At 39.7% G+C, this 26,952-nt stretch carries 25 protein-coding genes; 10 read left to right on the top strand and 15 right to left on the bottom strand.

The window, feature by feature from the left end; translation table 11 throughout:
- Positions 1 to 22: 22 nt before the first annotated feature.
- From katG to OD757_RS13810, 3 genes are all read right to left on the bottom strand, one after another.
- A complete protein-coding gene (gene katG / locus OD757_RS13820; RefSeq protein WP_263032224.1) occupies positions 23 to 2,179 on the bottom strand; it encodes a catalase/peroxidase HPI in 2,157 nt (718 codons plus the stop codon).
- 519 nt (positions 2,180 to 2,698) lie between these two features.
- Positions 2,699 to 4,993, bottom strand: coding sequence for a phosphoenolpyruvate--protein phosphotransferase (ptsP, locus tag OD757_RS13815; RefSeq protein WP_034678987.1), 2,295 nt, complete (start codon positions 4,991 to 4,993; stop codon positions 2,699 to 2,701).
- A gap of 85 nt (positions 4,994 to 5,078) precedes the next feature.
- Positions 5,079 to 5,564 carry an RNA pyrophosphohydrolase gene (locus OD757_RS13810; RefSeq protein ID WP_004794866.1) on the bottom strand — a complete coding sequence of 162 codons (486 nt, stop codon included), beginning with the start codon at positions 5,562 to 5,564 and terminating at the stop codon, positions 5,079 to 5,081.
- Positions 5,565 to 5,746: 182 nt separating this feature from the next.
- Between OD757_RS13810 and OD757_RS13805 the strand changes: the two genes are divergently transcribed.
- Together OD757_RS13805 and OD757_RS13800 are read left to right on the top strand one after the other, a co-directional pair.
- Positions 5,747 to 6,406 carry an HAD family hydrolase gene (locus tag OD757_RS13805; RefSeq protein WP_263032223.1) on the top strand — a complete coding sequence of 220 codons (660 nt, stop codon included), beginning with the start codon at positions 5,747 to 5,749 and terminating at the stop codon, positions 6,404 to 6,406.
- Positions 6,407 to 6,487: 81 nt separating this feature from the next.
- A complete protein-coding gene (locus OD757_RS13800) occupies positions 6,488 to 6,739 on the top strand; it encodes a hypothetical protein (protein ID WP_263032295.1) in 252 nt (83 codons plus the stop codon).
- Between the two features lie 5 nt (positions 6,740 to 6,744).
- On the opposite strand, the gene OD757_RS13795 is transcribed toward OD757_RS13800, so the two are convergent.
- Both OD757_RS13795 and OD757_RS13790 read right to left on the bottom strand, forming a co-directional pair.
- Positions 6,745 to 7,605 (bottom strand): LysR family transcriptional regulator, encoded by an 861-nt coding sequence (locus OD757_RS13795; protein ID WP_009393236.1) that lies wholly within the window; start codon positions 7,603 to 7,605, stop codon positions 6,745 to 6,747.
- A gap of 115 nt (positions 7,606 to 7,720) precedes the next feature.
- Complete coding sequence (locus OD757_RS13790; protein ID WP_171056858.1) at positions 7,721 to 7,975, bottom strand: DUF2061 domain-containing protein; 255 nt, start codon at positions 7,973 to 7,975, stop codon at positions 7,721 to 7,723.
- A 237-nt stretch (positions 7,976 to 8,212) separates the two neighbouring features.
- On the opposite strand from OD757_RS13790, the gene leuC reads away from it, so the two are divergent.
- The 4 genes from leuC (at position 8,213) to leuB (ending at position 12,112) form a co-directional block, all read left to right on the top strand.
- Complete coding sequence (gene leuC / locus OD757_RS13785; RefSeq protein ID WP_263032222.1) at positions 8,213 to 9,631, top strand: 3-isopropylmalate dehydratase large subunit; 1,419 nt, start codon at positions 8,213 to 8,215, stop codon at positions 9,629 to 9,631.
- 18 nt (positions 9,632 to 9,649) lie between these two features.
- Complete coding sequence (leuD, locus tag OD757_RS13780; protein ID WP_003654711.1) at positions 9,650 to 10,297, top strand: 3-isopropylmalate dehydratase small subunit; 648 nt, start codon at positions 9,650 to 9,652, stop codon at positions 10,295 to 10,297.
- Positions 10,298 to 10,409: 112 nt separating this feature from the next.
- Positions 10,410 to 10,994 (top strand): hypothetical protein, encoded by a 585-nt coding sequence (locus OD757_RS13775; protein ID WP_005302052.1) that lies wholly within the window; start codon positions 10,410 to 10,412, stop codon positions 10,992 to 10,994.
- A gap of 38 nt (positions 10,995 to 11,032) precedes the next feature.
- Positions 11,033 to 12,112 carry a 3-isopropylmalate dehydrogenase gene (gene leuB, locus OD757_RS13770; RefSeq protein ID WP_151964032.1) on the top strand — a complete coding sequence of 360 codons (1,080 nt, stop codon included), beginning with the start codon at positions 11,033 to 11,035 and terminating at the stop codon, positions 12,110 to 12,112.
- Between the two features lie 53 nt (positions 12,113 to 12,165).
- Here the strand turns inward: leuB and OD757_RS13765 are convergent, their stop codons facing one another.
- On the bottom strand, positions 12,166 to 12,573 hold the full coding sequence (locus tag OD757_RS13765; protein ID WP_263032221.1) for a hypothetical protein: 408 nt from the start codon (positions 12,571 to 12,573) through the stop codon (positions 12,166 to 12,168).
- 174 nt (positions 12,574 to 12,747) lie between these two features.
- On the opposite strand from OD757_RS13765, the gene OD757_RS13760 reads away from it, so the two are divergent.
- Complete coding sequence (locus tag OD757_RS13760; protein WP_263032220.1) at positions 12,748 to 13,119, top strand: lysozyme inhibitor LprI family protein; 372 nt, start codon at positions 12,748 to 12,750, stop codon at positions 13,117 to 13,119.
- A 51-nt stretch (positions 13,120 to 13,170) separates the two neighbouring features.
- Here the strand turns inward: OD757_RS13760 and infA are convergent, their stop codons facing one another.
- Positions 13,171 to 13,392: a translation initiation factor IF-1 gene (infA, locus tag OD757_RS13755; RefSeq protein WP_001284370.1), complete on the bottom strand. Its 222-nt coding sequence runs from the start codon at positions 13,390 to 13,392 to the stop codon at positions 13,171 to 13,173.
- A 263-nt stretch (positions 13,393 to 13,655) separates the two neighbouring features.
- Here infA and OD757_RS13750 point away from each other — a divergent pair, with 263 nt between their 5' ends.
- Positions 13,656 to 14,666, top strand: a complete 1,011-nt coding sequence (locus OD757_RS13750) for an AraC family transcriptional regulator (RefSeq protein ID WP_009393102.1) — start codon at positions 13,656 to 13,658, stop codon at positions 14,664 to 14,666.
- 22 nt (positions 14,667 to 14,688) lie between these two features.
- Here the strand turns inward: OD757_RS13750 and truA are convergent, their stop codons facing one another.
- The 5 genes from truA to asd form a co-directional block, all read right to left on the bottom strand.
- The gene (gene truA, locus OD757_RS13745) at positions 14,689 to 15,486 is read right to left on the bottom strand and encodes a tRNA pseudouridine(38-40) synthase TruA (RefSeq protein WP_009393235.1); all 798 of its coding nucleotides are present in this window, start codon (positions 15,484 to 15,486) and stop codon (positions 14,689 to 14,691) included.
- A gap of 14 nt (positions 15,487 to 15,500) precedes the next feature.
- Positions 15,501 to 16,472 carry an asparaginase gene (locus tag OD757_RS13740; RefSeq protein WP_263032219.1) on the bottom strand — a complete coding sequence of 324 codons (972 nt, stop codon included), beginning with the start codon at positions 16,470 to 16,472 and terminating at the stop codon, positions 15,501 to 15,503.
- A gap of 58 nt (positions 16,473 to 16,530) precedes the next feature.
- The gene (locus OD757_RS13735; protein WP_263032218.1) at positions 16,531 to 17,823 is read right to left on the bottom strand and encodes a hypothetical protein; all 1,293 of its coding nucleotides are present in this window, start codon (positions 17,821 to 17,823) and stop codon (positions 16,531 to 16,533) included.
- A 59-nt stretch (positions 17,824 to 17,882) separates the two neighbouring features.
- Positions 17,883 to 19,235 carry a FimV family protein gene (locus tag OD757_RS13730; RefSeq protein ID WP_263032217.1) on the bottom strand — a complete coding sequence of 451 codons (1,353 nt, stop codon included), beginning with the start codon at positions 19,233 to 19,235 and terminating at the stop codon, positions 17,883 to 17,885.
- A gap of 148 nt (positions 19,236 to 19,383) precedes the next feature.
- A complete protein-coding gene (gene asd / locus OD757_RS13725) occupies positions 19,384 to 20,502 on the bottom strand; it encodes an aspartate-semialdehyde dehydrogenase (RefSeq protein WP_009393070.1) in 1,119 nt (372 codons plus the stop codon).
- A 187-nt stretch (positions 20,503 to 20,689) separates the two neighbouring features.
- On the opposite strand from asd, the gene OD757_RS13720 reads away from it, so the two are divergent.
- Together OD757_RS13720 and gltP are read left to right on the top strand one after the other, a co-directional pair.
- Positions 20,690 to 21,799 carry an endonuclease/exonuclease/phosphatase family protein gene (locus OD757_RS13720; RefSeq protein WP_263032216.1) on the top strand — a complete coding sequence of 370 codons (1,110 nt, stop codon included), beginning with the start codon at positions 20,690 to 20,692 and terminating at the stop codon, positions 21,797 to 21,799.
- Between the two features lie 697 nt (positions 21,800 to 22,496).
- The gene (gene gltP, locus OD757_RS13715) at positions 22,497 to 23,783 is read left to right on the top strand and encodes a glutamate/aspartate:proton symporter GltP (protein WP_004794835.1); all 1,287 of its coding nucleotides are present in this window, start codon (positions 22,497 to 22,499) and stop codon (positions 23,781 to 23,783) included.
- Positions 23,784 to 23,847: 64 nt separating this feature from the next.
- On the opposite strand, the gene OD757_RS13710 is transcribed toward gltP, so the two are convergent.
- From OD757_RS13710 to OD757_RS13700, 3 genes are all read right to left on the bottom strand, one after another.
- On the bottom strand, positions 23,848 to 24,945 hold the full coding sequence (locus tag OD757_RS13710) for a glycosyltransferase family 4 protein (RefSeq protein ID WP_263032215.1): 1,098 nt from the start codon (positions 24,943 to 24,945) through the stop codon (positions 23,848 to 23,850).
- 269 nt (positions 24,946 to 25,214) lie between these two features.
- Positions 25,215 to 26,150, bottom strand: a complete 936-nt coding sequence (locus OD757_RS13705) for a lauroyl acyltransferase (protein ID WP_263032214.1) — start codon at positions 26,148 to 26,150, stop codon at positions 25,215 to 25,217.
- A gap of 116 nt (positions 26,151 to 26,266) precedes the next feature.
- Positions 26,267 to 26,899: a LysE family translocator gene (locus tag OD757_RS13700; protein ID WP_004794830.1), complete on the bottom strand. Its 633-nt coding sequence runs from the start codon at positions 26,897 to 26,899 to the stop codon at positions 26,267 to 26,269.
- Between the last annotated feature and the right edge of the window lie 53 nt (positions 26,900 to 26,952).

The raw sequence follows: 26,952 nt of genomic DNA, 5'->3' as shown, positions 1-26,952 counted from the left end.
CTTTTTATTATTTTGACTAAAATTAAGCTAAGTCAAAACGATCAAGATTCATAACTTTAGTCCATGCTGCGACAAAGTCTTGAACAAATTTTTCTTTACCATCTTCCTGAGCATAAACTTCTACAAGTGCACGCAAGATTGAGTTTGAACCGAACACTAAATCATTACGTGTTGCGGTAAATTTTACTGTGCCTGTTTTACGGTCTTTGCCTTCAAATACTTCACCTGATGAATCAACAGGTGCCCATACAGTAGACATGTCGAGTAAGTTCGTAAAGAAGTCTGTGCTGAGTACACCAACTCGCTGAGTGAATACACCGTGTTGTGAACCATCCCAGTTAGTGCCCAGTACACGTAAACCACCAATCAATGCTGTTAACTCTGGTGCAGTCAAAGTCAGTTTTTGTGCTTTATCAATTAATAATGCCTCAGTTGATGCGCCGACGCCGTCTTTTTTCCAGTTTCTAAAACCATCGGCAAGGCCGAGAAGTAATTGGAAAGACTCGACATCAGTTTGACTTTGTAATGCATCAACACGACCTGCGGCAAATGGAACGGTAATATTGAAACCTGCCGCTTGAGCAGCTTGCTCTACGCCAACGTTACCTGCAAGCACAATTAAATCAGCTAATGACAGTTGAGTTGAGGCTTTGAGTTCTTCAATTTTAGTTAAAGTCTCAACAGCTTTTTTGTTTACTTCCCATTCGCGTTGTGGCGATAACGCAATACGTGCGCCGTTTGCGCCACCACGCTTGTCTCCACCACGGAAAGTTGAGGCTGAAGCCCAACCAAGAGAAACTAACTCACCAGCAGATAGCCCTAGTGCAACGATTTTTGCTTTTGCATCATCAATGCTTGCAGCCGATGGAATAACGCTAGCAGCAGGTAATGGATCTTGCCAAATTAAATCTTCAGCAGGAACTTCTGGTCCTAAATAACGTGCTTTTGGTCCCATATCGCGGTGAGTTAATTTAAACCAAGCGCGAGCAAAAGCATTGGCAAAGGCTTGTGGATCGTTAAGGAAACGACGAGAGATCTTTTCAAACTCAGGATCAAAACGTAAGGTCAAATCTGTAGTCAGCATTGTTGGTTTACGTTTGATTGATGGGTCGAACGGATCAGGGATGATCGCTTCAGCATCTGCTGCTACCCATTGAATTGCACCAGCAGGTGAACGTTCTTGTACCCACTCGTATTTGAAAAGGTTTTCAAAGAAGTAGTTGCTCCATTGTGTTGGAGTCTGTGACCAAATCACTTCTAAGCCAGAAGTGATCGCGTCTTTACCAACACCTGTACCAAAGCTATTTGACCAACCAAAGCCCATCTGTTCAATTGGTGCACCTTCAGGATCAGCCTGCACATGGTCAGCAGAACCAGCACCGTGGGTTTTACCTAAAGTATGACCGCCTGCAATCAAAGCAACAATTTCTTCGTCATCCATTGCCATGTTGCCGAAAGTCGCGCGAATAAACGGTGCAGCCGATCTTGGGTCACCACTGGCTTGAGGGCCTTCAGGGTTTACATAAATTAGACCCATTTCGGTTGCAGCGAGGTTGCTGCCTTCTAATGCTTCAGAATTTCGATGAGCTAACCATTCTTTTTCATCGCCCCAGTTTACATCGTTGTCTGGTTCCCAGACATCTTCACGACCTGCACCAAAACCAAAGGTACGAAAACCAGAAGACTCAAGCGCAATGTTACCGGCAAGAATAAATAAATCAGCCCACGATATTTTTTGACCGTATTTCTGTTTAACTGGCCATAGCAAACGGCGTGCTTTATCTAAGCTCGCATTGTCAGGCCAACTATTTAATGGTGCAAAACGTTGTTGACCGCGACCAGCACCACCGCGGCCATCGCCCATACGATATGTACCAGCAGCATGCCATGCTAATCGAATAAATAAGCCTGTGTAATTTCCCCAATCGGCTGGCCACCAATCTTGAGAATCGGTTAATACATTTTTGATATCCGCTTTGAGGGCATAGTAGTCGAGTTTGTTAAATTCTTTACGGTAATCAAAATCTTTACCGAGTGGATTAGAACGTTCTGAATGCTGATTCAGTAAGTCAACGCGTAATTGTTTTGGCCACCAATGTAAACTAGGCGTGCCACCACCGACCGTTACCTCTGGTTTTGATTTATGGCCTGAAAAAGGACATTTTGATTCGTCTGACATGGTTATATTCTCTCTGGGTAATAATTATTGAGCTCTTGATAAAGTAATAGGGCTCATTTTCCTGGACTTCTGGGTTAAAAACTCATGTTTATCAAATAAAGAAATGAGTAAACAAATGGTGAGAGAAACCGTTTAAAAAATTCTTTTCACTAAGATGTTGGCCCATCATTTTTATTCAATAATGCATCAGATTCCTTTAATTGTTATTCCTCCAATTTACTGGATGAAGGTTAAAAAACAAAAGGAAAAATAAGCTGAAGGCTGTAAATAATGATGCATAGAATTACCTCTTCAATTGCTGGAACAACGTAAGATCTTTTAATAACGCTCTTTAAACATAGTAAAAGTAGAAGTTTTATTTTTCAAATGGATTAAATTGTAAATATTGATTTAAAAAACCGATTGTATTTTTGTTTAAAAAAGCAAGGTGAACAAGAATGGAAAGAAATTTATATATTTAGTCTTATTAAGTTATTTGAAATAAAAAAGGAGAGCATTGCTCTCCTTTTTTATTAGATATTAAACATTTACAATTCGATTTGATTTGACCATGTCTGCTAAGCCGTGAGTTTTGAAATAGTACTCGAGCCAGCTTTTCACAATGAGTGGATTATTCATTTTCATAACATCATCAAGTAATTTTTGTGCATCTGTCATTGGTACATGACAAATTGCTTTTCGTACTCGCAAAATGTTACTCGAACTCATCGAAAGGGTATTAAAGCCCATTGCCATGAGCAAGATTGCCGATAATGGATCACCTGCCATTTCACCACAAATACTGATTGGTTTTTTGTGTTCATGACATTCTTTAACCAAGCGTGTTAAAGCACGTAGAATAGAGGGATGGAAATGCGAGTAAACGTTTGCCACATGTGGATTATTACGGTCAACCGCGAGTAAGTATTGGGTTAAGTCGTTTGAACCAACAGAGAAGAAATCGACGAGTTCGGCAAACTCATCAATTTGTAGCAATACGCTTGGCACCTCAACCATAATCCCGATTTTTGGTTTGGTAATTTTAACTTGTTCTTCCTCTTGCACTGCAATCCAGTCACGCTCAAGTAAATAAAGTACTTCTTCGACTTCACTTACGGTTGTGACCATTGGCAATAGAATATGCAAGTTATTTAAACCAATACTGGCTTTGAGCATTGCGCGAATTTGCGCCGAAAAGATCTCTGGATGGTCAAGTGTAAAACGGATACCACGCCATCCTAATGCCGAGTTTTCTTCTTCAATACTGAAGTAAGGCAGGTCTTTATCGGCACCAATATCTAGGGTTCGCATCACCACAGGTTTATTGGCAAAATGGCTTAACTGCTGACGATAGATTGCACGCTGCTCTTCTTCACCGGGGAAACGTTCCCGTAACATGAATGGAATTTCGCTTCGATATAAACCCACACCTTGAGCGCCGCGTTGTACTCCGCGCACGACATCAATCATCAGGCCTGTATTCACATAAAGCTGAACAGATACACCATCTGGAGTAATCGCTTCTCTTGTCTCATATTGCTTGAGATCTTTTGCAATCTGTTCATCTTCTTTTTGAATTTCTTTATAACGTTGGCGTAAGCGACGTGGAGGATTTACAAAAACACGGCCCTGATAAGCATCCACGATCATTTCTGCATCATCAAGGGTATTCACAGGCAGTTCAGTTACACCAACCACTGTTGGGATACCTAATGCACGGGCAACAATCACCATATGGGAGTTGGCTGCACCTTCTGAGGTTACAATTGCTGCAATATTGTCTACAGGTAGTTCTACGAGTGCCGCAGTACTAATTTCTTCGCCAATTAAAATACTGTCTGGACTAAGCTCGCGGTGGCTAGAATCTTCTTCTTGTAAAGAGGCTAAAATACGACGCCCTAAATCTTTAAGATCAGAAACTCGCTCACGAAGATAGTCATCTTCCATTTGTGCAAATAGGGCAGTGTGCTTTTCAATGACACGACGTACTGCACCTTGTGCCCAGTGCCCATCACGAATGAGTTCTTTAATTTCGGCCGGTAACGCATTTTCATCTAGCATTCTTAAGAAAACACTAAATAAAGCGCGTTCTTCTGCCATTAATGAATCATGCATTTTTTCATCTAAAGAGCGAATCTCTGAACGAACTGATGAAATGGCTTGATCTAAAATTCGAAGTTCATCGCTAATATCTTCTGCTTCGCGGTCGGGTACTGAGCCCAAATCGGCAGGAGGATATAAAATAATAGCGCGACCTAAAGCAACCCCACCTGCACCTGAAGCGCCTTGAAAGGTTTTATAGGCAGGGCCATTACTTGGTTTACGAAATACATCAATATTTCCAACTGCGTGTGCGTGGGCAATAACACCAGAAAGCTGGGCACACAGCGTAACTAAAAAGGACTCGGCAGCTTCACTGAAATCTTGAGGAAGTTTGTTTTGGACGACCAAAACACCCATAACCTTACGGCGATACATGACAGGTACGCCAAGGAATGAGTTGTAAATTTCTTCGCCTGTTTCAGGTAAATACAAGAAACGCTCATGTTTTGGGGCATTGTCCAGGTTAACAATTTCTTCGCGTTGACCCACCAGACCTACCAAGCCTTCACCTAATTGTAGTGAAACATGGCCGACAGACTCAGGATTTAAGCCTTTTGAAGCCATCAAGACATAGCGCTGATTTCGTTCATCGAGCAAATAAATAGAGCAAACATCCACTTTCATGGCCTCAGCAACCTGATTGACCATAATGTCTAACGATTCATGCAAACTGACGGACGCATTAACCTCTTGGACAATGCGCCGTAGAGTGTCGAGTTGCATGTTTGACATGGATGTATACTCCAGTATTTTTTTAGACTATGAATGTATTTATAACAGCACTTTTAACAAAAATCATTTGCTAGATAAATGATTTTTAGGGTAATTGTTGCATCGGCAACTGTGTACACAACTCCACCATGGCTTTGCGATAAACATCACGCTTGAAGTTCACCACTTGTCCAAGAGGATACCAATAGCTAACCCACTGCCACTCATCGAATTCGGGTGGGTCGGAGAGGTTTAACTGAATATTTTTTGCATGCGCAGTTAACTTCAGTAAAAACCATTTTTGTTTCTGTCCGATACATACGGGGTCAGAGTCTGACCGAATGTACCGATGTGGCAAACGATAACGCAGCCATCCTTTGGTTTGCGCAATAATCTGGACATGTTCGGGCAATAAGCCGATTTCTTCTCTCAGTTCTCGAAAAAGTGCCTGTTCAGGGGTTTCTCCAAACTGAATGCCTCCTTGTGGAAACTGCCAAGCATTGTGACCAATGCGCTTTGCCCATAAAACCTGTCCATCATCGTTTGCCAAAATGATCCCGACATTCGGTCGGAAACCTTCTGAATCGATCATTTGGCTACCTAAATATTGTCTATATCGTTGACTTTAATCGCGGGGACAAACACTTTTTTATGTCCAGCTCGAAAAGATCAAAGTAAAATGTTTAAATTGCTACGATCTTAACGAATTTCTATCGACTAGCGGAGATAGATTTACATTTTTTTTCTTAAATTTCAGTTTAAACGAGAATTTTCATGAAACTGGCGTTGTTTGATTTAGACCATACCTTGTTAAATACCGATTCAGACCACTCGTGGGGTGAATTTTTAGTCAATGAAGGTTTGGTTGATCCGGTTCATCATCGTCAGATGAATGATAAATTTTATGAAGATTACAAAGCAGGACAACTTGACCCATATGCTTATAACGAATTTGTCTTTGGGTTTTTAACAAAGCATGACAATAATTACTTAACTGAACTTCACCAGTTGTTCATGCAAAAAGTGATTCGTCCACAAATGCGTCCAAAAGGTTTTGATGCGATCAAAAAACATCAAGATTTAGGTCATACAATTGTCGGTATTACAGCGACAAGCGATTTTATTACTGCGCCAATTTTCCGTGAATTTGGTATTACAGAAATTTTGGCAACTAATGCTGAAGTTGCTGATGGAAAATATACAGGTAAAGTTGCTGGTTTAGCATGTTATCAAAAAGGCAAACTTGCACGTCTAGATGGGTGGCTAGAAGGTCGTAGCGTGTCTGAATCTTGGGCTTATTCAGATTCAATCAACGATCGTTTTTTACTTGAATATGCAACTCATGCGATTGCAGTAAATCCTGATGATCGTCTTGAAAAACTGGCTCAAGAAAATAATTGGGAGATTCAGGACTGGTCAATTTCGCAGGCATGATATTTCTCAATATTTGAATCGCTTTTGCTGCATTGAGAGTAAGGGCGATTTAACTCGGTCGTGATGATGAGTGAGGATATGATGGATAATCAGAATGAGGCTGAAGAAAAGAAGACCCGAAGCGGCAATCTTCTTGAAGAATTTGTTGGGCAGCTAATTGACGGTTTCATCACGCTCCTTGGTGAACTCTTTATTTACATTGTTTTTCTATTATTTTCAGGTACTTTGATCGGCATTGTTGTTGCCGCGATTTTCTTTGGTTGGGGCATATTATTTTTACTGCTGCCTTTTGCTGTTCTGATTTATATTCTTTTTAAAAAATATAACCATTAATAGAATTATTCCTGCATCATTTTAATGAGTTCTTGCATAGCTCTAGATTGAGTACGTGCGGGATGCCATACCATGCCTAATTGACGATTCATTTCTACATCTAAATCAAGTTGCTGCATATCTTGATTTAGCAGAGTTTTTGGTAAAACTGACCAACCTAAACCAATCGACACCAACATGCGAATAGACTCAAGAGGGTTATTACTCATGGTGATTTTTGGTTTAAGCCCTTGTTTTTCAAACTCGGCTAAAGTGATTTGAGCAGTGTAAGTTTGTGCAGCGGGTAACAAGCTTGGGTATTCAATGAGGTCTTGTAAGCTGAGATTCTTTTTTTGTGCCAATGGATGAAATGGGGCAGCAACAAAAACTAAAGGATCATTCCAGATAGTAATGTAGTTAAGGCGCTCATCACCTGAAGGGGGAAGTGTTAAAAATGCTAACTCTAAATCACCAGCCAGCACTTTTTCATGTGCTTGCTCTGAGTCAACAAAATGCACATCTAAAGTAACCTGTGGAAATTGCTGAACAAAGTGTTTAAGGGGGGCGGGTAGATGGTGCAAGCCAATGTGATGACTGGTCCCAATTTTTAAACGACCTTGTATCTGAGTTTGTTCATGGCTGAGGGTATGATGGATGTCCCCAAGTTCATTGAGCCAGTTTTTAACTTTTGGTAATAATGAATGAGCAGCATGAGTGGCCTGAACACCGCGGCCTGCGGACTCAAATAGTTTTACACCAAAATATTCTTCTAAGCTGTGAATTCGCTTGGTAACAGCCGGCTGAGTAATAAATAATTGATCTGCAGCCACAGAGATAGACCCTGTTTCCATAACTTTTACAAAAGCTTCAAAGGCTGCAAGATTCATAATACAACTCAACTTGGAATAGAAAAATCGAGAGGCTAAAGTTGCCAAGCCAAAATCGTATCATGCTTGCAGCAAAACGAGTGAGAAAGTTGTGAATTACCGCCCTAATCTTAGCCTAAGCCGTTGTTTCTTTTTCGGCTAAGGCTGATACGCGGCGATCTTTAGCAGCCCATACTTTTTCATGGAAGAAAAAAGCAAAAGCTTGTACGGTTGGTTCAAGCATACTTAAGGTTAAAGCCATCCATATATTACCTGTTACAAAGTATGCAACTATCATTGCTACACTAATATGCATAATGTAATAGCTGAAGGTTTTCTTTAAGGTACGTTGATTATTTATAACGAATTTTTGAATATTAGCCATGATCATTCTCTTTAGCCACTTTAGATATTTTTAGTATAGAGATGAGAGTATAAGATTAAAAATTGATTATGCAAATGATAATCATTAACAAAAGCGATTTATTAAATTTGTGGTACCTCAAAGGAATTATAATTTATTCCAAAAAGTTTTCTAATTTATAAAAATGATAAATTAGATTTATGTGAAACTCTGGCTATAATCGAAGAAAGATTAGAATTACCCAGTCCAATGGAGCAAGACGACATGGCAGGCAAAACTTTATATGACAAATTGTGGGATGACCACGTTGTTTCACAGCGTGATGATGGCTCATGTTTACTTTATATTGACCGTCATTTATTGCATGAAGTGACCAGTCCACAAGCATTTGAAGGTTTGCAACTTGCAGGTCGTCAACCATGGCGCTTAAGTGCAAACGTTGCTACACCGGACCATAACGTTCCAACGTCTAAAAAAGAACGTGACCAAGGTATCGCAGGTATTGAAGATGATACATCTCGTATTCAAGTTCAAACCTTAGATGACAACTGTAAAGCCTTTAATATTGTTGAATTCAGTATTAATGATATCCGTCAGGGTATTGTGCATGTGGTTGGGCCTGAACAGGGCTTAACTTTACCGGGCATGACAGTCGTATGTGGTGATTCACATACAGCTACTCACGGTGCTTTCGGTTGCTTGGCGCATGGTATTGGGACATCTGAAGTTGAACATGTGTTAGCAACACAATGTTTGATCCAGAAAAAATCTAAAAACATGTTAGTACGTGTAGATGGCGTATTAGGCAAAGGTGTAACACCAAAAGATGTTGTTTTGGCAATCATTGCTAAAATTGGTACTGCTGGCGGCACAGGCTATGCAATCGAGTTTGGTGGTCAAGTTTTCCGTGATATGTCGATTGAAGGGCGTATGACGGTATGTAACATGGCGATTGAAGCGGGTGCTCGTGTCGGTATGGTTGCTGTTGATGACAAAACTATTGAATATGTGAAAGGCCGTAGCTACGCACCAAAAGGCGAGCAATGGGAACAAGCAGTTGCTTACTGGAACACTTTGCATTCAGATGAAGCTGCAGTGTTTGATGCAGTCGTTGAGCTAAATGGTGCAGAGATCGAGCCACAAGTGTCTTGGGGAACTTCACCAGAGATGGTTATTCCGGTCACAGAAGCTGTACCAACTTTAGAACAGGCGAAAGATGACGTTCAACGTAATGACTGGACGCGTGCTTATCAATATATGGGCTTAAATGCAGGTCAAGCATTAGCTGATATTCAACTTGACCGTGTCTTTATTGGTTCTTGCACTAACTCTCGTATTGAAGATATTCGTGCTGCGGCTGAGGTAGTTAAAGGTCGTAAAGTAGCCTCTAGCATTAAGCAAGCCATGATTGTTCCGGGTTCAGGTTTAGTGAAACAACAGGCAGAAAAAGAAGGATTGGATAAAATCTTCTTGGAAGCTGGTTTTGAATGGCGTGAACCGGGTTGTTCAATGTGTTTAGCAATGAATGCAGATAAGTTACAACCGGGCGAACACTGTGCATCGACGTCTAACCGTAACTTCGAAGGTCGTCAAGGCAATGGTGGTCGCACTCATCTGGTGAGCCCGGCAATGGCGGCAGCGGCTGCAATCGCAGGTCACTTTGTTGACGTTCGTTCATTTTAATTCGGTCTGGAGCAAACCATGAAAGCTTATACAGTTGAACAAGGTATCGTTGCACCATTAGATCGTGCCAATGTTGATACAGATTTAATTATCCCAAAACAGTTTTTGAAATCAATCAAACGTACTGGTTTTGGCGATAACTTATTTGATGAACTTCGTTATTTAGATGAAGGCTATCCGGGACAAGATAATTCAGTACGTCCTAAAAATCCGGATTTCGTTTTGAACCAGCCACGTTATCAAGGCGCAAATGTTTTAATTGCTCGTACTAACTTTGGTTGTGGTTCAAGCCGTGAGCATGCGCCTTGGGCATTAAATGAATACGGTTTCCGTACTGTTATTGCACCAAGCTTTGCTGATATTTTCTTTAATAACTGTTTTAAAAATGGCATGTTACCAGTCATTTTGTCAGAAGAAATTGTTGATCAATTATTTAAAGAATGTGCGGCAAATGAAGGATATCAATTAACAATTGATTTAGCTGCTCAGGAAGTACGTACGCCAACAGGGGAAGCTTTTAAATTTGAAGTTGACCCATTTCGCAAGCATTGTTTGTTAAATGGCTTGGATGATATTGGTTTAACTCTTCAAAATGCTGATGCAATTCGTGCTTATGAAGAAAAAACTAAACAGGTTCGTCCTTGGGTATTCCAAGAGTTAAATTAACCTTTTGGTACATTTTAAACATAGCCATGGCGTAGTGTTCAAACTCTTGCTAACATGCTAAAGCATAAAAACACCTTAAAATTATGCACTAGATGAGGATTGGGCTTGAACAATGAAGAGGAACGTTACTCATAGCTTTTTGTTGAGCCTGTGCGCAATAACACTCAGTGCTTGTCAGAGCACGTACAATGTAGTGGATACTGTCCGTATTAAGCAGGCTGAACAAGAAAATTTGGGGCAGAATGCAGCAATATATTGTTCGGGCGCGAAGAGTTGTGAATTTGAACGACTAAATGATATTACTGTAGTGGATGCGCAAACACGACGAATTAGTAATCAGGCAATTCATCAAGGAATTGTACGGTTGCACGGTTCAGTGCTTGGCCAGACCAACAGTTTATATTTATCTGTGCCTGCTAAACAATATGAAGTGGTGATCCGTTTCTATCCGATTTCTCCAGATCGGGCAGAAACATTTCATGTGATTCACCAGTTTAATGCCAACCATCGCTATACATTTAAAATGTACCGAGACAAATCTAACCGTTCGGGTAGTTTGCTCAATGTTTCTGTACCAGATCCATTATGTGTCGATTTAGATCAGGATGGGCGTGTAATTCGCCGTTTTTGTCGACCATTTGATGTAACAACAGGGCTAGGCGAGTTCCTTGAACAGAAAAAACTAACACCGCGGTAATCATAACGCTGCTTGTTTTTGGAAAATGGAAAAAGTTCATGTCTAAACAGATTTTAATTTTAGCTGGTGATGGTATTGGTCCTGAAATTGTTGGGGCAGCAGAAAAAGTATTAAATACAGTAAATGAAAAATTTAATTTATCGTTGACTTGGGAACATGGCCTATTGGGCGGCGCTGCAATTGATGCACACGGTGAACCATATCCAGCTGTAACGAGTGAACAAGCAAAAAAAGCAGATGCAATTTTATTAGGTGCGGTAGGCGGACCAAAATGGGACACCATTGAGCGCTCTATTCGTCCTGAACGTGGTCTTTTAAAAATTCGTAGTGAACTCAACTTGTTCGCTAACTTGCGTCCAGCCATTCTTTATCCGCAATTAGCAGATGCTTCTAGCTTAAAACCTGAAATTGTTGCTGGCTTAGATATTTTAATTGTTCGTGAATTGACTGGCGGTATCTATTTCGGTCAGCCACGTGGTATTCGTGAACTCGAAAACGGTGAAAAACAAGGCTATAACACAGACGTTTATTCTGAAAGCGAAATTAAGCGAATTGCGAAAGTGGCTTTTGAACTTGCAGGTTTACGTGGTGGTAAAGTTTGTTCGGTCGATAAAGCCAACGTTTTAGAAGTTACAGAACTTTGGAAGCAAACAGTTACTGATTTACAGCAAGCAAGTTATTCAAACATTCAGCTTTCACATATGTATGTCGACAATGCTGCAATGCAACTTGTACGTGCGCCTAAACAATTTGACGTGATCGTAACGGGTAACTTGTTTGGCGATATTTTATCTGATGAAGCAGCAATGCTTACAGGTTCAATCGGTATGTTGCCATCTGCATCGTTAGATGAAAATGGCAAAGGTATGTATGAGCCTTGTCATGGTTCGGCGCCTGACATTGCGGGTCAAAATGTGGCCAACCCATTAGCAACAATTCTTTCTGTTGCAATGATGCTTCGTTATACCTTCCGTGAAGAAGCTGCTGCAAAAGCAATTGAAGATGCAGTAGGTCAAGTGCTTGATCAAGGCTTGCGTACAGCAGATATTATGTCTGAAGGCATGACAAAAGTTGGTACAGCCGAGATGGGTGAAGCAGTTGTAGCTGCTCTTGCTTAAAAGCTTCTTATAAAAAAACGCAGCTCAACGCTGCGTTTTTTTGTGCCTATGTTTTAACAGGCTTTGCCTTCATATTGAATAGACTCGGCAATATCATTCTTAAGCTGAAAAATAACTTTGCAGTTGAAATTCACATCGTAAGAATTGCCACTCAGATTACCTGACTGTATAGCGACAGAATTCCCTCTCATGTCGACATTAGTCACCATCGGAATTGGAATGTTTAATGGACGCAAAATCGTGTAAATGAGTTGATTAGATGTTTGCTGTGGGGCACTAGAAACTTGAAAACCCAGACTACGTAGATTGATATCTTGCTGAATGGTTGCAGAGGATTTGCCTAGAAAGCTTTTTAAATATTCTTGTAAATCTACCGATTGGCGTGGATGGCTAGTACAAGCGCTCATATTCATGACGATTAAACAGAGTAGGCCAATGGGTAATCGGGTATCTATATTCATTTTTATCTCAATAAAAAAATTATATTTATTATTAAAGAACAATAGGTTGTATTTACAATCTTGTAAAGTAAAAAAGGAAGTTTATGATAAATGAAAGGTGAACTTACCTTTAGACTTATATTTAAACTCAAACCGTTCTAATAATAATTTTGTAGAAAACTAAGGGAAAATACGATGAGAAAAATTGCTTTTGCATTTTTATGCAGTTTAGGAATGACTGTCGTCTATGCCGATAACTGTGATAGTGCCCGAAATACTTACGATGATATTTACTGTACAAATAAAATTTATGCGAGTGCAGATGCAGATCTGAATAAGAATTATCAAGCATTGAGAGTAAAGTTGAATACCACGCAGAAAAATATTCTTAAGAAGTCTCAGCTTGCATGGATACGTCAACGTGATGCAGATTGTACAGATTCAAATAGAAATAGCGTAGACGTGCAATGTCGTTTACAGACAACGCAAGAAAGAAACCATTGGCTGCAAGAAAGATTGCGTGAATGCCAAACGGTGGGATGTAAAACCAGTCGCTTAAGTGAATAAACAACGCAATAAAAAAGCCACATCATGAAGTGGCTTTTTTGCATTCACTAATTAGCGAGCACGGTACGTAATACGACCTTTAGTGAGGTCATATGGAGTCATTTCGACTTTTACACTGTCGCCAGTAAGAATACGAATATAATGTTTACGCATTTTACCAGAAATGTGTGCAATAACTTCGTGACCGTTTTCAAGACGTACACGGAACATCGTATTAGGAAGCGTTTCGGTGACAACGCCTTCGAACTCAATGAGTTCCTCTTTATTGGCCATAGCCTACCTGATGATCAAATTGGAAAGGCGCAAATTATAGTCAATTTTTTTAAAAAAAACAAGATAGACACGCTTCTACTCAAGCATCTGGTTAAAGTATGACTAATAAAAAAAGATGTAATTTTTTTCACAAAAGGAGAGTAATTCTGTTGTCAGTTTGGTCAATCAACGCTAATCTAAAATCATAGTTATTAGGGACTGTTAATTGCGTAAAGGTCAACAGCCCTAAATATCAGTGAAGTATCTACATGGAAGGGCACTGCGTGGGTCAGCTAACAGATGCATCAGTTGTATTACGCTTTGGCTACCAAGCGATTCGTCGTGCGGGTTTGCCAACAGAAGAAATATTAACCAAAGCGGGAGTTGCTTTAAATCAGGTTGATACGAATGCACGTACACCGTTAAGTGCACAGTACGCCTTTTGGACTGCCGCTCAGGAAGTCAGTAAAGATCCAGATATCGGTCTGCATTTAGGCGAGCATTTGCCTTTGTACCGTGGTCAGGTCATTGAACATCTATTTATTAGTAGTGAAACCTTTGGCGAGGGCTTAAAACGGGCTTTGGCATATCAACGACTGATTAGTGATGCATTTGATGCAAAACTCGTCATTGAGGAAGGACGTTGTTATTTAACCAATGGCGAACAGATTGGTGCTGATAATCTTGTTAATCGACATTTCTCGGAATGTGCAATTTCGGGCATATTGAGATTTTTTAAGTTCATTACCGAAGGGCAATTTCATCCGATCTTCATCGATTTCAATTTTAGCGAAGGGGCCTCTGAGGATGAATATTTCCGCGTATTTGGCTGCCCGGTCAGTTTAGGTCAAAAAGAGACACGTTTATATTTTGATGCAGCTATTCTAGATTTTCAGCTTTGGCAAGCAGAGCCTGAGTTATTGCAGTTGCATGAGCAGCTTGCAATTGAAAAGTTACAAGAACTGGCTCGTTATGATTTAGTGGGTGAAGTTCGCCGTGCGATTGGTTCAACGCTGGAAAGTGGAGAAACAACCTTGGAAACGGTTGCGGCTCAGTTGAATATTACCCCGCGTCGCTTACGTACTCAGTTAAGTGAAGCCAATACCAGTTTTCAGCAAATTTTGTCAGATTATCGCTGCCGTTTGGCTAAAAAACTTTTGGCCAATACCAATGAGAGTGTTGAACGAATTGTGTATTTAACAGGCTTCTCTGAACCGAGTACGTTCTATCGTGCATTTAAGCGTTGGACGAATGAGACGCCAGTTGAGTACCGTAAGCGTAAACAACATCGGTAGAAATATAGAGCGCTGGCTAAGCTTACTCAGGTAAGTTTAGCCAATGTGGCCCAAGCGGGGGCTGTGGCAAATCAAACTGTTCAGGATAATTACACTGAATAAAATAAAGACCGTCGGGTGGGGCAGTTATTCCGGCCGCCTTACGATCTTGTGCAGCAAACATTGTATCGATATGATCAATTTCATACATACCTTGACCAATTTCGAGTAAACATCCAACAATGTTGCGAACCATATGGTGTAGAAAACCATCTGCTTCAATATCTAAAACCAAATACCGTCCATGTTCAAATAAACGGCAATGTTTTACATGTCGTACAGGCTGATTTGATTGGCAAGCTGCTGCGCGGAAGCTTTCGAAGTTATGAGTGCCTTCAAATTTACTTGCCGCTTCGATCATCTTTTTCACGTCTAACTTTTGGTAAACGTGAGTAACCTGTTTATGCAAGAGTGCAGGGCGATGAGGCGTGTTATATATAACATAGCGGTAACGTCGAGCAGTCGCTTTAAAGCGGGCATGAAAACTTTCATCCATCAGCTTAATCCACTGAATGGAAATGTCTTTAGGTAGCTGGCTATTTGCCCCTCTTAACCATCCTGTTTCTGGACGAATGGCGTGCGTGTCGAAGTGTGCCACCATATTGGTTGCATGTACTCCTGCATCGGTACGACCAGCACCATGAAGTGCTATGGGTTCATTTGCGACTTTGCTAAGCACACGTTCAATAGTTTCTTGTACGCTGGCAACGCCTGGCTGTTGTGTTTGCCAACCTCGATATTGAACTCCGCTAAATTCAATACCGACTGCATAACGTTGCATGGTTTTACCTCTATTTAATGCAAATTTTCGTTCCAATGGCTGAGCCACTGTTCTGGGGTTGAGTATTTTAAATAGATTTGAAGCGCTTTTGCATAGAGATCTGCATGACTATGTGCATCACTAATGACAATTTTTGCAGTTTTGGCCCATGCACTAATTGCATAGCGCTGATCAATACCACCAAATGTCACCTGAGTTGTTAGAATCGGAACGCAGCCATGTGCATAGAGCTCATCTAATGTGGCAAGTAGTTCTTGGTTTACTGCAATATTACCTGTACCAAAACCTTGTAATACTAAGAATTGAGGGGGAGCTGGTAGCAAGTTTCGTAATTGTTGAACCAGTTGAGCGGTTGCAATAGGTTGCATCATCCAATTCAAAATTTGAAAAGATGCTGCACGCTCGATTTGCGTATCTTGCACAATCAATTCATTTTGCTGAGGTGTAAACTCAAACTCAGCTTTAAGACCAGAAAAAGCATCAAGTTCAGTTGTATGAGTTTTTAATGCAGTTTGTGCATGGAATACTTGATGGTGGAATGCGAGATAAGCGCCTACAGGTAGGGCAATCACTTGTTCTAATGCAAGATATAAGTTCTCAATTGCATCAGTAAATTCACGGGTATTATCACCTTGAATATTAAGTAATGGATATTGGCTACCAGTAATCACAATATGACAGCTTTGGCCCAAAAAGCGGGCTAAGGTTGCAGCCGCATAACTGAGCGTGTCTGTACCATGAATAACAACGAAATGCTGGTAACCTTCAAGTTGTAGTTGTTGTATACGTTGAATCAGACGTAACCAGTCAGGTGCCGTACATGCACTGCTATCAACAATATTGGGCGCAGCAAAGCAGTCAACTGTTAAGTGGGGGGGAATCACTTTTTTAAGTTGAGGTAAGAATTGGTCATAAGGCATAGGAGCTAAAGGTTCACCGATGCAACCAAAAGTACCACCCATATAAAATAAGGCTATTTTTTTCATATTTTTGCAGGCATAAAAAAGCAGTCATCTCTGACTGCTTATGGTAAATCGAACAGTTCTAAGAAGCTATGTGATTAAGTAGGTTTTTCGCACGTTGTTGTTGTTCTGTGTTGAATTTTTGCTCATTACTTGCCAATAAGGCGTGAGCTGCTGGGTAAGCACCTAACTTGATGTATTGCTCAGCTAGTTTTAGATCAAGTTCATTTTCATCTAACTGTTTTAATTCTGGAAAAGCTTCTAGAAGGGGATCTTTAGTTTGATCTGGGGTAATTACTTCGCCTACTAAATCTACATGGTTTTGAGTTTCAATCTCTGGTGCTATAACTAACGCAGGCTCATCTAAAGAAAATTCAAGAGAGGTGATTGAATTTGAGTCTAATGGAGCTTGTTCTACGAGTGTAAGTTCAACTAATGATGGAGCTTGTTCAACAAATTTCGTCTCTGAACTTGAAGGATTTAAGTCAAGGTTAAAATCTAAAGCATTGACGCTATTCTCTTGATCTGCTTTTACCTCTAATGCTTGAGTTTTTTCCTTAGTTTCATGCAGAGGTGCCAAGTCAAAAGAAAACTCTAAATCAGCTAGCTCATTTGTTTCTTGAGATGACGATACTTCTGGTACTTGCTGAGATGTTGATACTTCTGGTTCATGTACAGGTTGGCTGGTAGTTTCGGTAGCAGTAGTTTTTTCGAGTGAAAAGTTAAATTCTAAAGGTTTAACTTCAACAGCAGGTTCTTGTTTTATCGGTGTATAGTCTTTCTGCAAGTCATCAAAAGAAGTTTCAGAAGAACTTGTTGTTAACTGGTCAAACTGAGCTGTAGTGTCTGGTGTATTTTTTGGTTCTTCGTATGTTTGAGCTTGAGGAAAATCGATGGCATCAGGTTGTCTTGATGACTCATATTCTTTTTGTCTGACTTCCGCCTGATTCACTATTTCATTGAGTGCTAGACTTCGAATATGACTAATCAGTTGGGTTATAGCAAATTCATCTTTTTGTGCAATATGAACTTCAAGCAATAATAAATAAAGTTCATGTTGTGTATTATCTTTTTTTAACGCCTGATTCACTTGAGCTTCAGCAGCTGAATATTGCTTTTCTTGAATGAGCTGTTGGATTTTTTGACGTACAGCTTCTGGAACAGGGTTGCTTTGTGGAGTCGATGGAAGTGTTTCTTCTACCACATTTATTTTACTTTTTTCTCGAGAGTTTTTACTCGATTTAGAGTTCGTTTTTTTATTGGTTTTTCTATTTACCGTTTTCGGGGAAGTGGCCTCTTGTTTCTGGCTATTCTCACGTTTTTTTAAAATGACAGCGACCACGAGTAATATGATGAACGGAATCACATATAACATTATTTTCCCCTTAAAAAATAAATATTTGCAATATAAAGCGTGCTCACTCTGGTTTTAACTTAATGTTTTTGCTTGTGAGTGTGTTGCTGTGCTTGTAACTGCTGTTGTAACTCTGCCAAACGTGCATTCAAAAGTTGAATACGTTGGTCTTTTAAACGTAAAGTTTGATTTAGTTTGGTTACATTCCTTTGTAATGTAACGGTTTTTTCTCTTTTTGTCATAACTTTTACTGCTAACTCAGTATTGTTTTGACTTTGTTGTGTGTTCTTTTTAGCACTTCCATGCGTAGAATTTTGGCTGTTTTCAGCCACGATGCTCATTTCTGCTTGTTGCAAGCGGTATTTAGCTTGGCCAGAAGGTGATTTTGCAGCATGCGTTATTTCTGCTTTTGATTTATTTTGCTGAGTTTTTGCGACAGGAGTATGGGTAAGTTTTAGAGAGATTCCCTGACGTAAACGGTTTACATCACCTTGAATAAAAGCATGCTGGTTTTGTTGTTGGATATCATGCATGACTTTGGCAACTGGCTGTTTGGTTTTCGCTGCAATACGATTAGCGATGCTCCATAAAGACTCATTGTGTTGTACTACATATTTACCTGAAGTTACTGATCCCTTTGGCGGGCTCAGGGTTTGTTTCTTTGCAGTAGTTTGACTGAGCTTTTTGGATGGAACAGATTTCTTTTGTACTGCTAAATTTTTAACCCCCGTTTTTGGCGGATTATTTGCATCTGACTTGTTGATAGCAGGTTTAATTTGTGTCTGGTCAGGAGTAGTAGTGCTTGTTGCAATTTGTTGAGTTACTTGAACCGAAGAGTTTTCACTAACTGAGGTAGATGAATTTGGATTTATTACTGGAGCAGACCCAGAGGTAATATTAAGGCTGTGCTCACTATTCGAGTTCGTTATCGTTGTAGCTGAAGTTGATGAAGCATATTGGGTACTTTCTGGTAGATTTAAAGCAATATCCTTTTCATTGACAATAAATTGAGGGGATAAAGTACTTTCGTTATTTTCGGTCTTTTTTATAGAAGAAGGCTTAAGTACAGTTTTGATATGCTGCAAACGCGTTGCAGAACCTTCACTGATTTTTACAACAATATTGAGTTCAGGATCAATAACAGGGCGAGACGAGGTAATCACAATAACCCCAGAACCTTGACCATTTTGGCGGGTGTAAAAATTAAGATTTCCCGGTGGCTGATGAGTTACACCCAAAGCACTTAAATCTTCAGGAGTCGCTAAACTGACTTGTAAAGTGGCATTAGGGTCAGCTTGTTGGAAATTCATTTCTGCATATAACAAATCTCCGGGAGCGGACTGAATTTGTATAGGGTCTAATGTAATCGCATAAATAGAAGGCGAAGACATAATGGTGAAAATGGCAATTTTTAATTTGTTATAAACAGTCATCTCAATCCATGACCTAATAAGTCGTAAAGTCGTTCAAAATTATACAATAATGAAATGTAAATAAATTGTAAAATTTTCACAAACCAGTTACGAAAAAGCCGATCTAGTGTGATCGGCTTTTTATTTTGAGTGAATAATTCAGATCAAATTATGAGTTTTTGTATTCTACTAAGATGCGTAACATGCGACGTAAAGGTTCAGCAGCACCCCAAAGTAACTGATCACCTACTGTGAATGCGCCTAAATATTCTTTACCCATGTTAAGTTTACGCAAACGGCCAACAGGTACAGTTAATGTACCAGTTACAGCAACAGGTGTAAGGTCAGTCATAGACGCTTCACGAGTGTTTGGTACAACTTTCGCCCATTGGTTAGAAGTACGAATCATATCTTCGATTTCATCAAGTGGCACATCTTTTTTCAACTTGATCGTCAACGCTTGAGAGTGACAACGCATTGCACCAATACGAACACAGTGGCCATCGATAGGAACAATTTGTGAGTTACCCAAGATCTTGTTGGTTTCAACCTGACCTTTCCATTCTTCTTTTGACTGACCGTTTTCAAGTTGCTTATCAATGTACGGAATCAACGATCCAGCTAATGGCACGCCAAAGTTAGCAGATGGGAAACCTTCGCCACGTTGTAGCTCGGCAACTTGTCGGTCAATATCCAAAATTGCAGATTTAGGATCATCTAACAATGTTTTGGTATTGTTATATAAGTAGCCCATACCAGTAATTAGCTCACGCATGTTTTGTGCGCCAGCGCCTGATGCTGCTTGATAAGTCATAGCAGTCATCCACTCCACCAAATTGTTTTGGAAAAGTGAACCTACACCCATCAACATAAGCGATACAGTACAGTTGCCGCCTACGAAAGTTTTGGTGCCGTTCACCAAACCGTCTTTGATGACGTTAAGGTTTACTGGGTCAAGAACGATGATTGCATCATCTGACATACGTAAAGTAGAGGCTGCATCAATCCAGTAGCCATTCCAACCAGTTGCTTTTAACTGTGGGAAAACTTCAGACGTATAGTCACCACCTTGACAGGTAATAATGACATCCATTTGCTTCAGACTATTAATGTCTGTAGCTTCCATAAGTGCTGGGGCAGTCTTACCACCAAATGAAGGAGCTTCACCACCTGCATTACTGGTAGAGAAATAAAATGGCTCAATATGAGCAAAATCATTCTCTTCAACCATACGTTGCATAAGGACGGAACCGACCATCCCGCGCCAACCGACCAGACCTACTTTCATGTCATTTTGCCTCGGTGCGTTAAAATTATTAGGGGGAGTTGAGTGTATCAAAAGTGTCCACAACTGCAAGCGTTACAGAAACAAAACACCATGTTTATTGAGTAGAATATCTTGTTTATGTTACATACAAAATTGATAAAGATGACAAAAACTTTAAAAATCAAATCATCTTAAAAGAGAAAATTCAATGATTTATATCGAAGTTTTAGCTGGTCTGGTGATTTGGTTAAGTTTCTGGTCACTTATTCCTCGTGATGAGTGGTGGTTTCGCGGTGCCGACTTCCCACGTTTACAGATTCTATTTATTGGTTTATTAGCCTTTATTGGTATGTTGTTTTGGCCCAGTGAATGGAATGCGTGGCGTGAAATATTGCTTGCTGTGCTTATCGCTGCCATCGCCTATCAGCTTAAAATGGTTTTGCCTTATACCTTGTTCTGGAAAAAACAGGTTAAGCAGGTAAAATCATCTCAATTAGACCCACAAAAGCAAATTTCATTAATTGTATCGAATGTTCTGACCCCTAATGATAAATATCATTTACTTCTTGAGCAGATCAAGACATTAAAACCAGATTTACTACTTACACTGGAAAGTGATAAGACGTGGGAAAACGCTTTAAAAGAAATTGAAGAAGATTATCCTTATCGCGTTCCAGTGCCTTTAGATAATTTATACGGCATGCATTTATATAGCCGGTTACCTTTATCGGACACTGAAGTTAAATTTATTTTAAGTGACGAAATTCCCTCTATTCATACCACTGTGACTTTACGGTCTGGTATGCCAGTTCAACTCTATTGCTTGCATCCTAAGCCACCGAGCCCAACTGAGGCGAAAGATTCGACTTTACGGGATGCGGAACTTTTAATTGTGGGTGATCAAATTAAAGATCTAGATGAAAGCTGTATTGTGATGGGAGATTTAAACGATGTAGCATGGTCACGTACTACGCGTTTATTTCAAAGGATTAGTGGGTTACTTGATCCACGGGTTGGTCGACATTTTATTAATACTTTTCATGCAGATTATCCATTGCTGCGTTGGTCTTTAGACCATATTTTTCATAGTACCGATTTTGGTTTGGTTAAAATGAAACGGTTGCCACATATTGGATCTGATCATTTTCCAGTATATGTTGTTTTGCAGTCTGGACGTATATTTGAACATCTTCAAGAAGAATTGGAACAAACCCAAAGCGATGAAGAAGAGGCTCAAAGCGCCATACAAGAAGGAATTGCGAAAGCTGAAAAAGAAGAAAAAATTGTGACTGATAAAATTGCGCAGCCTTATAAATAAAAAAAATATAAAAATTGATGTAAGCAATATCGTACAAAGATTTGAGTCTAGGGCGAATAGGCAGAGGGTGATAAAAACCTTATTCTACATTCATCGGCACACGGAAACGGGAATGGACGATCCCACGTAAGGATACATAAAGCTGATATGGAATAGCATCATGGATAAGATGCTGGAATGGAAACAATAAGAATAACGATCAACCTGAAAGCACAACCTCATTTACCCGAGTTTTGCAGGACGCAGAACTCGGGTTAATATTTTATATATCTTAATTAATTTATTGTAAATAAAAGAAATATTTTTAAGCTAATCTTAATATTAAAATCTATTTAATAATAGGTAAACATCTATGCGTTTTTATATAAATCTGAGCAATTTCCAATGAAAAAAGATACAAAAAATTTTTCTGATAAGTTTTTGTTTTTATAGATTATTGATGAATAAATATAGTCGTTGATCTATTTAGATATAAATTGGACTTGTTTAATTAATAAATCTCAATAGAATGTGCCGATCGTTGACATGTTGGATCGTCAACAGGCATTGTTGTTTATCTCGCCGGATCGGCGAGTTGTGATTTGTTTGTACATTTAAATTTCTGTTTGGAAATTACTGTACATATTGAGGTTTCACTCTTAGTTAGTGGTCTTCTCCCTCTCATATTTGATACTTTGCGGTGCATAAGGATTGTCTTATGAAGAATTTTAAATTTAGCCTTGCTTGGCAAATTTTAATTGCTTTAATCCTAGGGATAGTTGTCGGGGCTGTTTTACATAACCAGCCTGAAATCAAAGACAGTATTGTAACTAATGTTCTTACGCCACTTGGTAAGATTTTCATTAGCCTGATTAAAATGATTGTAATTCCAATCGTTTTCTCTACCTTAATTTTAGGTATTGCAGGTGTTGGCAGTACGAAAAGTTTAGGGCGACTTGGTTTTAAAACCATTCTCTATTTTGAAATTATTACCACTATTGCTATTTTGGTTGGCTTGGTTGCAGCGAATATCTTCCATCCAGGTTCAGGCATTGATATGTCTCAACTGGTTCAAACTGATATTTCTCAATATAAGCATACAACTGAAGAAGTTCAGTCACAGTCTCATGGCATCATGCAGACAATATTATCGCTTATTCCAACGAACATTATTAGTTCAATGGCGCATGGCGAAATGTTACCTGTGATTTTCTTTGCTGTGTTATTTGGTATTGGTTTGTCTTCATTACCAGCAACAACTAAAGATCCATTATTAAACGTATTTCATGCTGTATCGGAAACTATGTTCCGTGTAACGCACATCATCATGAAATATGCGCCAGTGGGTGTGTTTGGTTTGATTGCAGTAACTGTTGCAAACTTCGGTTTCGCTTCGCTTATTCCTTTAGGCAAGTTAGTCGTGTTGGTATATGGCGCGATCTTGTTCTTTGCCTTGGTGGTACTTGGTTTAACTGCAAAAATGTTCAGCATCAATATCTTTACTTTGTTTAAGATTTTGAAAGATGAATTAATTTTGGCATATTCAACTGCAAGCTCTGAAACAGTTTTACCGCGTATTATGCAAAAAATGGAAGCTTATGGCGCGCCTAAAGCAATTTCTAGTTTTGTTATTCCAACAGGTTATTCATTTAACCTTGATGGCTCTACGCTTTACCAAAGTATCGCGGCAATCTTTATTGCACAGCTTTACGGTATTGAAATGTCAATTAGCCAACAGGTCATTTTAGTTGTAACTTTAATGATTACTTCTAAAGGTATTGCAGGTGTTCCTGGCGTATCGTTTGTTGTGTTATTAGCAACATTAGGTAGTGTTGGTATTCCTGTAGAAGGCTTGGCATTTATTGCTGGTGTTGACCGTATCATGGATATGGCACGTACCGCGTTGAACGTTGTAGGTAATGCACTTGCAGTACTTGTGATTAGTAAATGGGAAAAACAATACGACTATGAAAAAGCAGCAGCTTATGAAGCATCGCTTAAATAAAGCTGACTTTTTATTGTTGTAATAAAAACCCGCGTTGATCGCGGGTTTTTTTTATGGGCTTACTTCACAGTACAGATGCATATAAGGCCAGTGTTTGATCACACATGTCTTTCAAGCTAAACATAGTAACAGGGGCAACGACTTGAGGCTGTTCAATATGCTTTCTCACTGTTTCCAGTAGAGCCGTTTCATTTCCTACTTCAACAAGACCTTGAGGATAGACATTAGATAAGATCTCGGCAACACCTCCACGGTTCCAGCCAACGACTGGAGTACCGACTGAGAGCGCTTCTAATGCTGTTCTACCGAATGTTTCTGCTTGATTGGATAGAGAGAGCACAATATCGCTAAAAGCGAGCCATTCGCGAATATCTGAGCGATGGCCTACGAAGGTAATTTTATCTGCAAGTCCTTTACTTTGAATGGTGCTTTGCAACTCGTTTAAATAGGCCTGTTTTTTTGCATCGGCACCACCAACAACCACAGCATGTAGCTGAGGATATTGTTCACCTAGTTTTTGCATCAGTTCAATTAAACTTTCATGTCCTTTTAAACGTGTAATACGGCCAGGTAAGCAAAGTAAAAACTTATTTTCGAGTTCAGGAAAGTCATTAAAAACTTGATTAAACCATTGTGCTGATGGCTGATAATTATGTGGAAACGCGGCTGGGTCAATTCCACGATAAATTCGAACAATATCTTGGGGAGGGCAGTTTTTATAATGTTCAGTGATGTATTTAACCACACTGTCTGAAACAGCAATTACTTTTTCGGCCTGCGTCATAATCGCACTATAACGATTGACTGAATAAAAGCCATGCACTGTGCTAATGAGGTGAGGGCGTTTGTTCGCAGGTATTTTTCTTAAGGCAAAGTGAGTCAGCCATGCAGGTATACGTGAGCGTACATGAACAATATCTGGTTGATGCTGTTCAATTAACTGACGTAATGGACGGATTTGCCACAAGCTTGAAAGTGATTTTTTATGAATTGGTAGCGTTAAGTGAGTAGAACCTTCAGCTTCGAGCTGTGAGACCAAGCGTCCACCGTTTGAAACAACTAAAGATTGGTGGCCTTGTGCAACGAGCGCACGTGCAATTTCGAGTGTGCCGCGTTCTACGCCACCGCTGTTGAGTTCTGGAAGAAGTTGCATCACTTTCATTATTTTTTGCCTGTAGGTTGTAGCAAAGCGGGATCTTGCGATTTTGAAGTCGAAATTTAGAGATTAACCTTCGGTTCGACCTACTTTTGTTTTGGCAAAAGTAGGCAAAACCATTCTCATCCACAAAACCTGTTCACTGCTTGTGTATATCAAATTATATCGCAGAAACAGTATCTTCACTGATTTTGGGCAGGTTGTGGATGACGTTTCCGCGAGTCATATAAATAATGTTGTGCCTACTATCAATTTAAAATCATTACAGCTTTATCTTAATAGATCTCTTCATATCCCTCAGGACGTGTCTTAAATCGACGGTGGAACCACATATATTGAGTTGGTGCAATACGAAGCTGATTCTCAATAATCTTATTAACGCGTGTTGCATCATCAACTTCATCTTCACTTGGCATATTATTGACCGCAGGTTCAATCAGAACATGATATTTCGGATTTTTAATATCTCCATGGCGGTAGAAATATAAAGGCACGGCGACTGCTTTTGATATTTTTAATAAGCGGCGGTGTGCTGTTACTGTGGCTGCAGGTACACCAAAAAACGGTGCCATAACACCTTGTTTGAGTCCAAAATCTTGATCGGGGCTGTACCAAATTGCATCGCCATCTTTAAGATGACGAATTAAACCACGCATATCATCATGATCGATTTGTGCTTTATAAATCGTGCCACGGCAACGATAAATCAGCATATCGAGCAATGGGTTATTTTGAGGACGATAGACAACATCTGGTTCGAAATATTGAGCGCATACGTAACCACCTGCATCAAGAAGCGTACTATGTGTCCCCAGTAATAAAACACCTTTGCCTTGAGCTTGGGCATTGGTAATGTGCTCTAAGCCTTCAATCGTAACTCGGTTTTTAAACCAGCGTGGGCTGTACCATGCATTTAAGGTTTCAAACACCCCAAGCATCATATCGACGAAAACTTGTTGAGCTTGTTGTTGAACTTTATCGTGAGACCATTCAGGAAAGCAGACTTCTAAATTACGAATAGTGGTTTTACGGCGTGATTTTAGATATTTCCAAGCCAGATGAGCTACGCCATGCGCCAGACGCCATTGTATGGCCCAAGGTAAAATAGCCAAAAGCATTAAAAAGACAATAGCAATCCAAACACCCCAATATTTAGGCAATAGAAAGGACCATTGAAATTCACCGGGCGTATAAGGCTGCTTTTGGCTCATAACGATATAAAGATTTCAAAAAGTTAAAACTGGCAAAAGTGTATCACGAACTGAATTTATCGTCGTAATACACTGTTCAATTGAGTGTTAATAGAGGATGAAATAAGAAGATTGAGTTATCGGCGATTTTCTAAAAGAATTTTAACAGCAAGTCCAGCGAGTACAGTTCCCATAAGCCAGCGTTGTATATTTGCCCAAAGCGGTTTTTGTTGTAGAAAAAGAGCAATGCTACCCGCAGAAAGTACAATAAGCGCATTTACTGAAACGCTTACAAAAATTTGAATCGTACCGAGTTGAATTGATTGCCACAAAATACTGCCTTGTTGTGGATGAATAAACTGTGGCAGTAAAGATAAATACATAATAGCAATTTTGGGATTAAGCAAGTTGGTCGCAAAACCCATTAAAAAGAGTTTAGCAGGGGAATCTACTGATAAATCTTTTACATTAAAAATAGGAGCTGCGTTTGGACGGAGTGCTTTCCATGCCAGCCAGAGTAAATAAATTGCCCCAGCAATACGAATAGTGTCGTAAGCATAAGGAACCGCTACAATTAACGCTGTAATACCAAAAGATGCGCAAAGCATATAAAAAATAAAGCCTACAGCTACGCCACCTAAAGAGATAAATCCGGCGGTTTTCCCTTGGCAAATTGAGCGTGAAATAAGGTAAATCATATTGGGGCCAGGAGTGAGTACCATCGCCAAACAAATTAGTCCAAATGCCAAAATTTGAGAAAGCTCTAGCATGCGAAAAGACTCCAATATTATTATACGGTTAGATATAACATAATTATTTCTAT

The sequence above is a fragment of the Acinetobacter sp. AYS6 genome (assembly GCF_025630795.1).
Taxonomy (GTDB): Bacteria; Pseudomonadota; Gammaproteobacteria; order Pseudomonadales; family Moraxellaceae; genus Acinetobacter.
The sequence above is the reverse complement of the archived record's forward strand: the minus strand, read 5'-3'. Positions and strand labels throughout refer to the sequence as shown.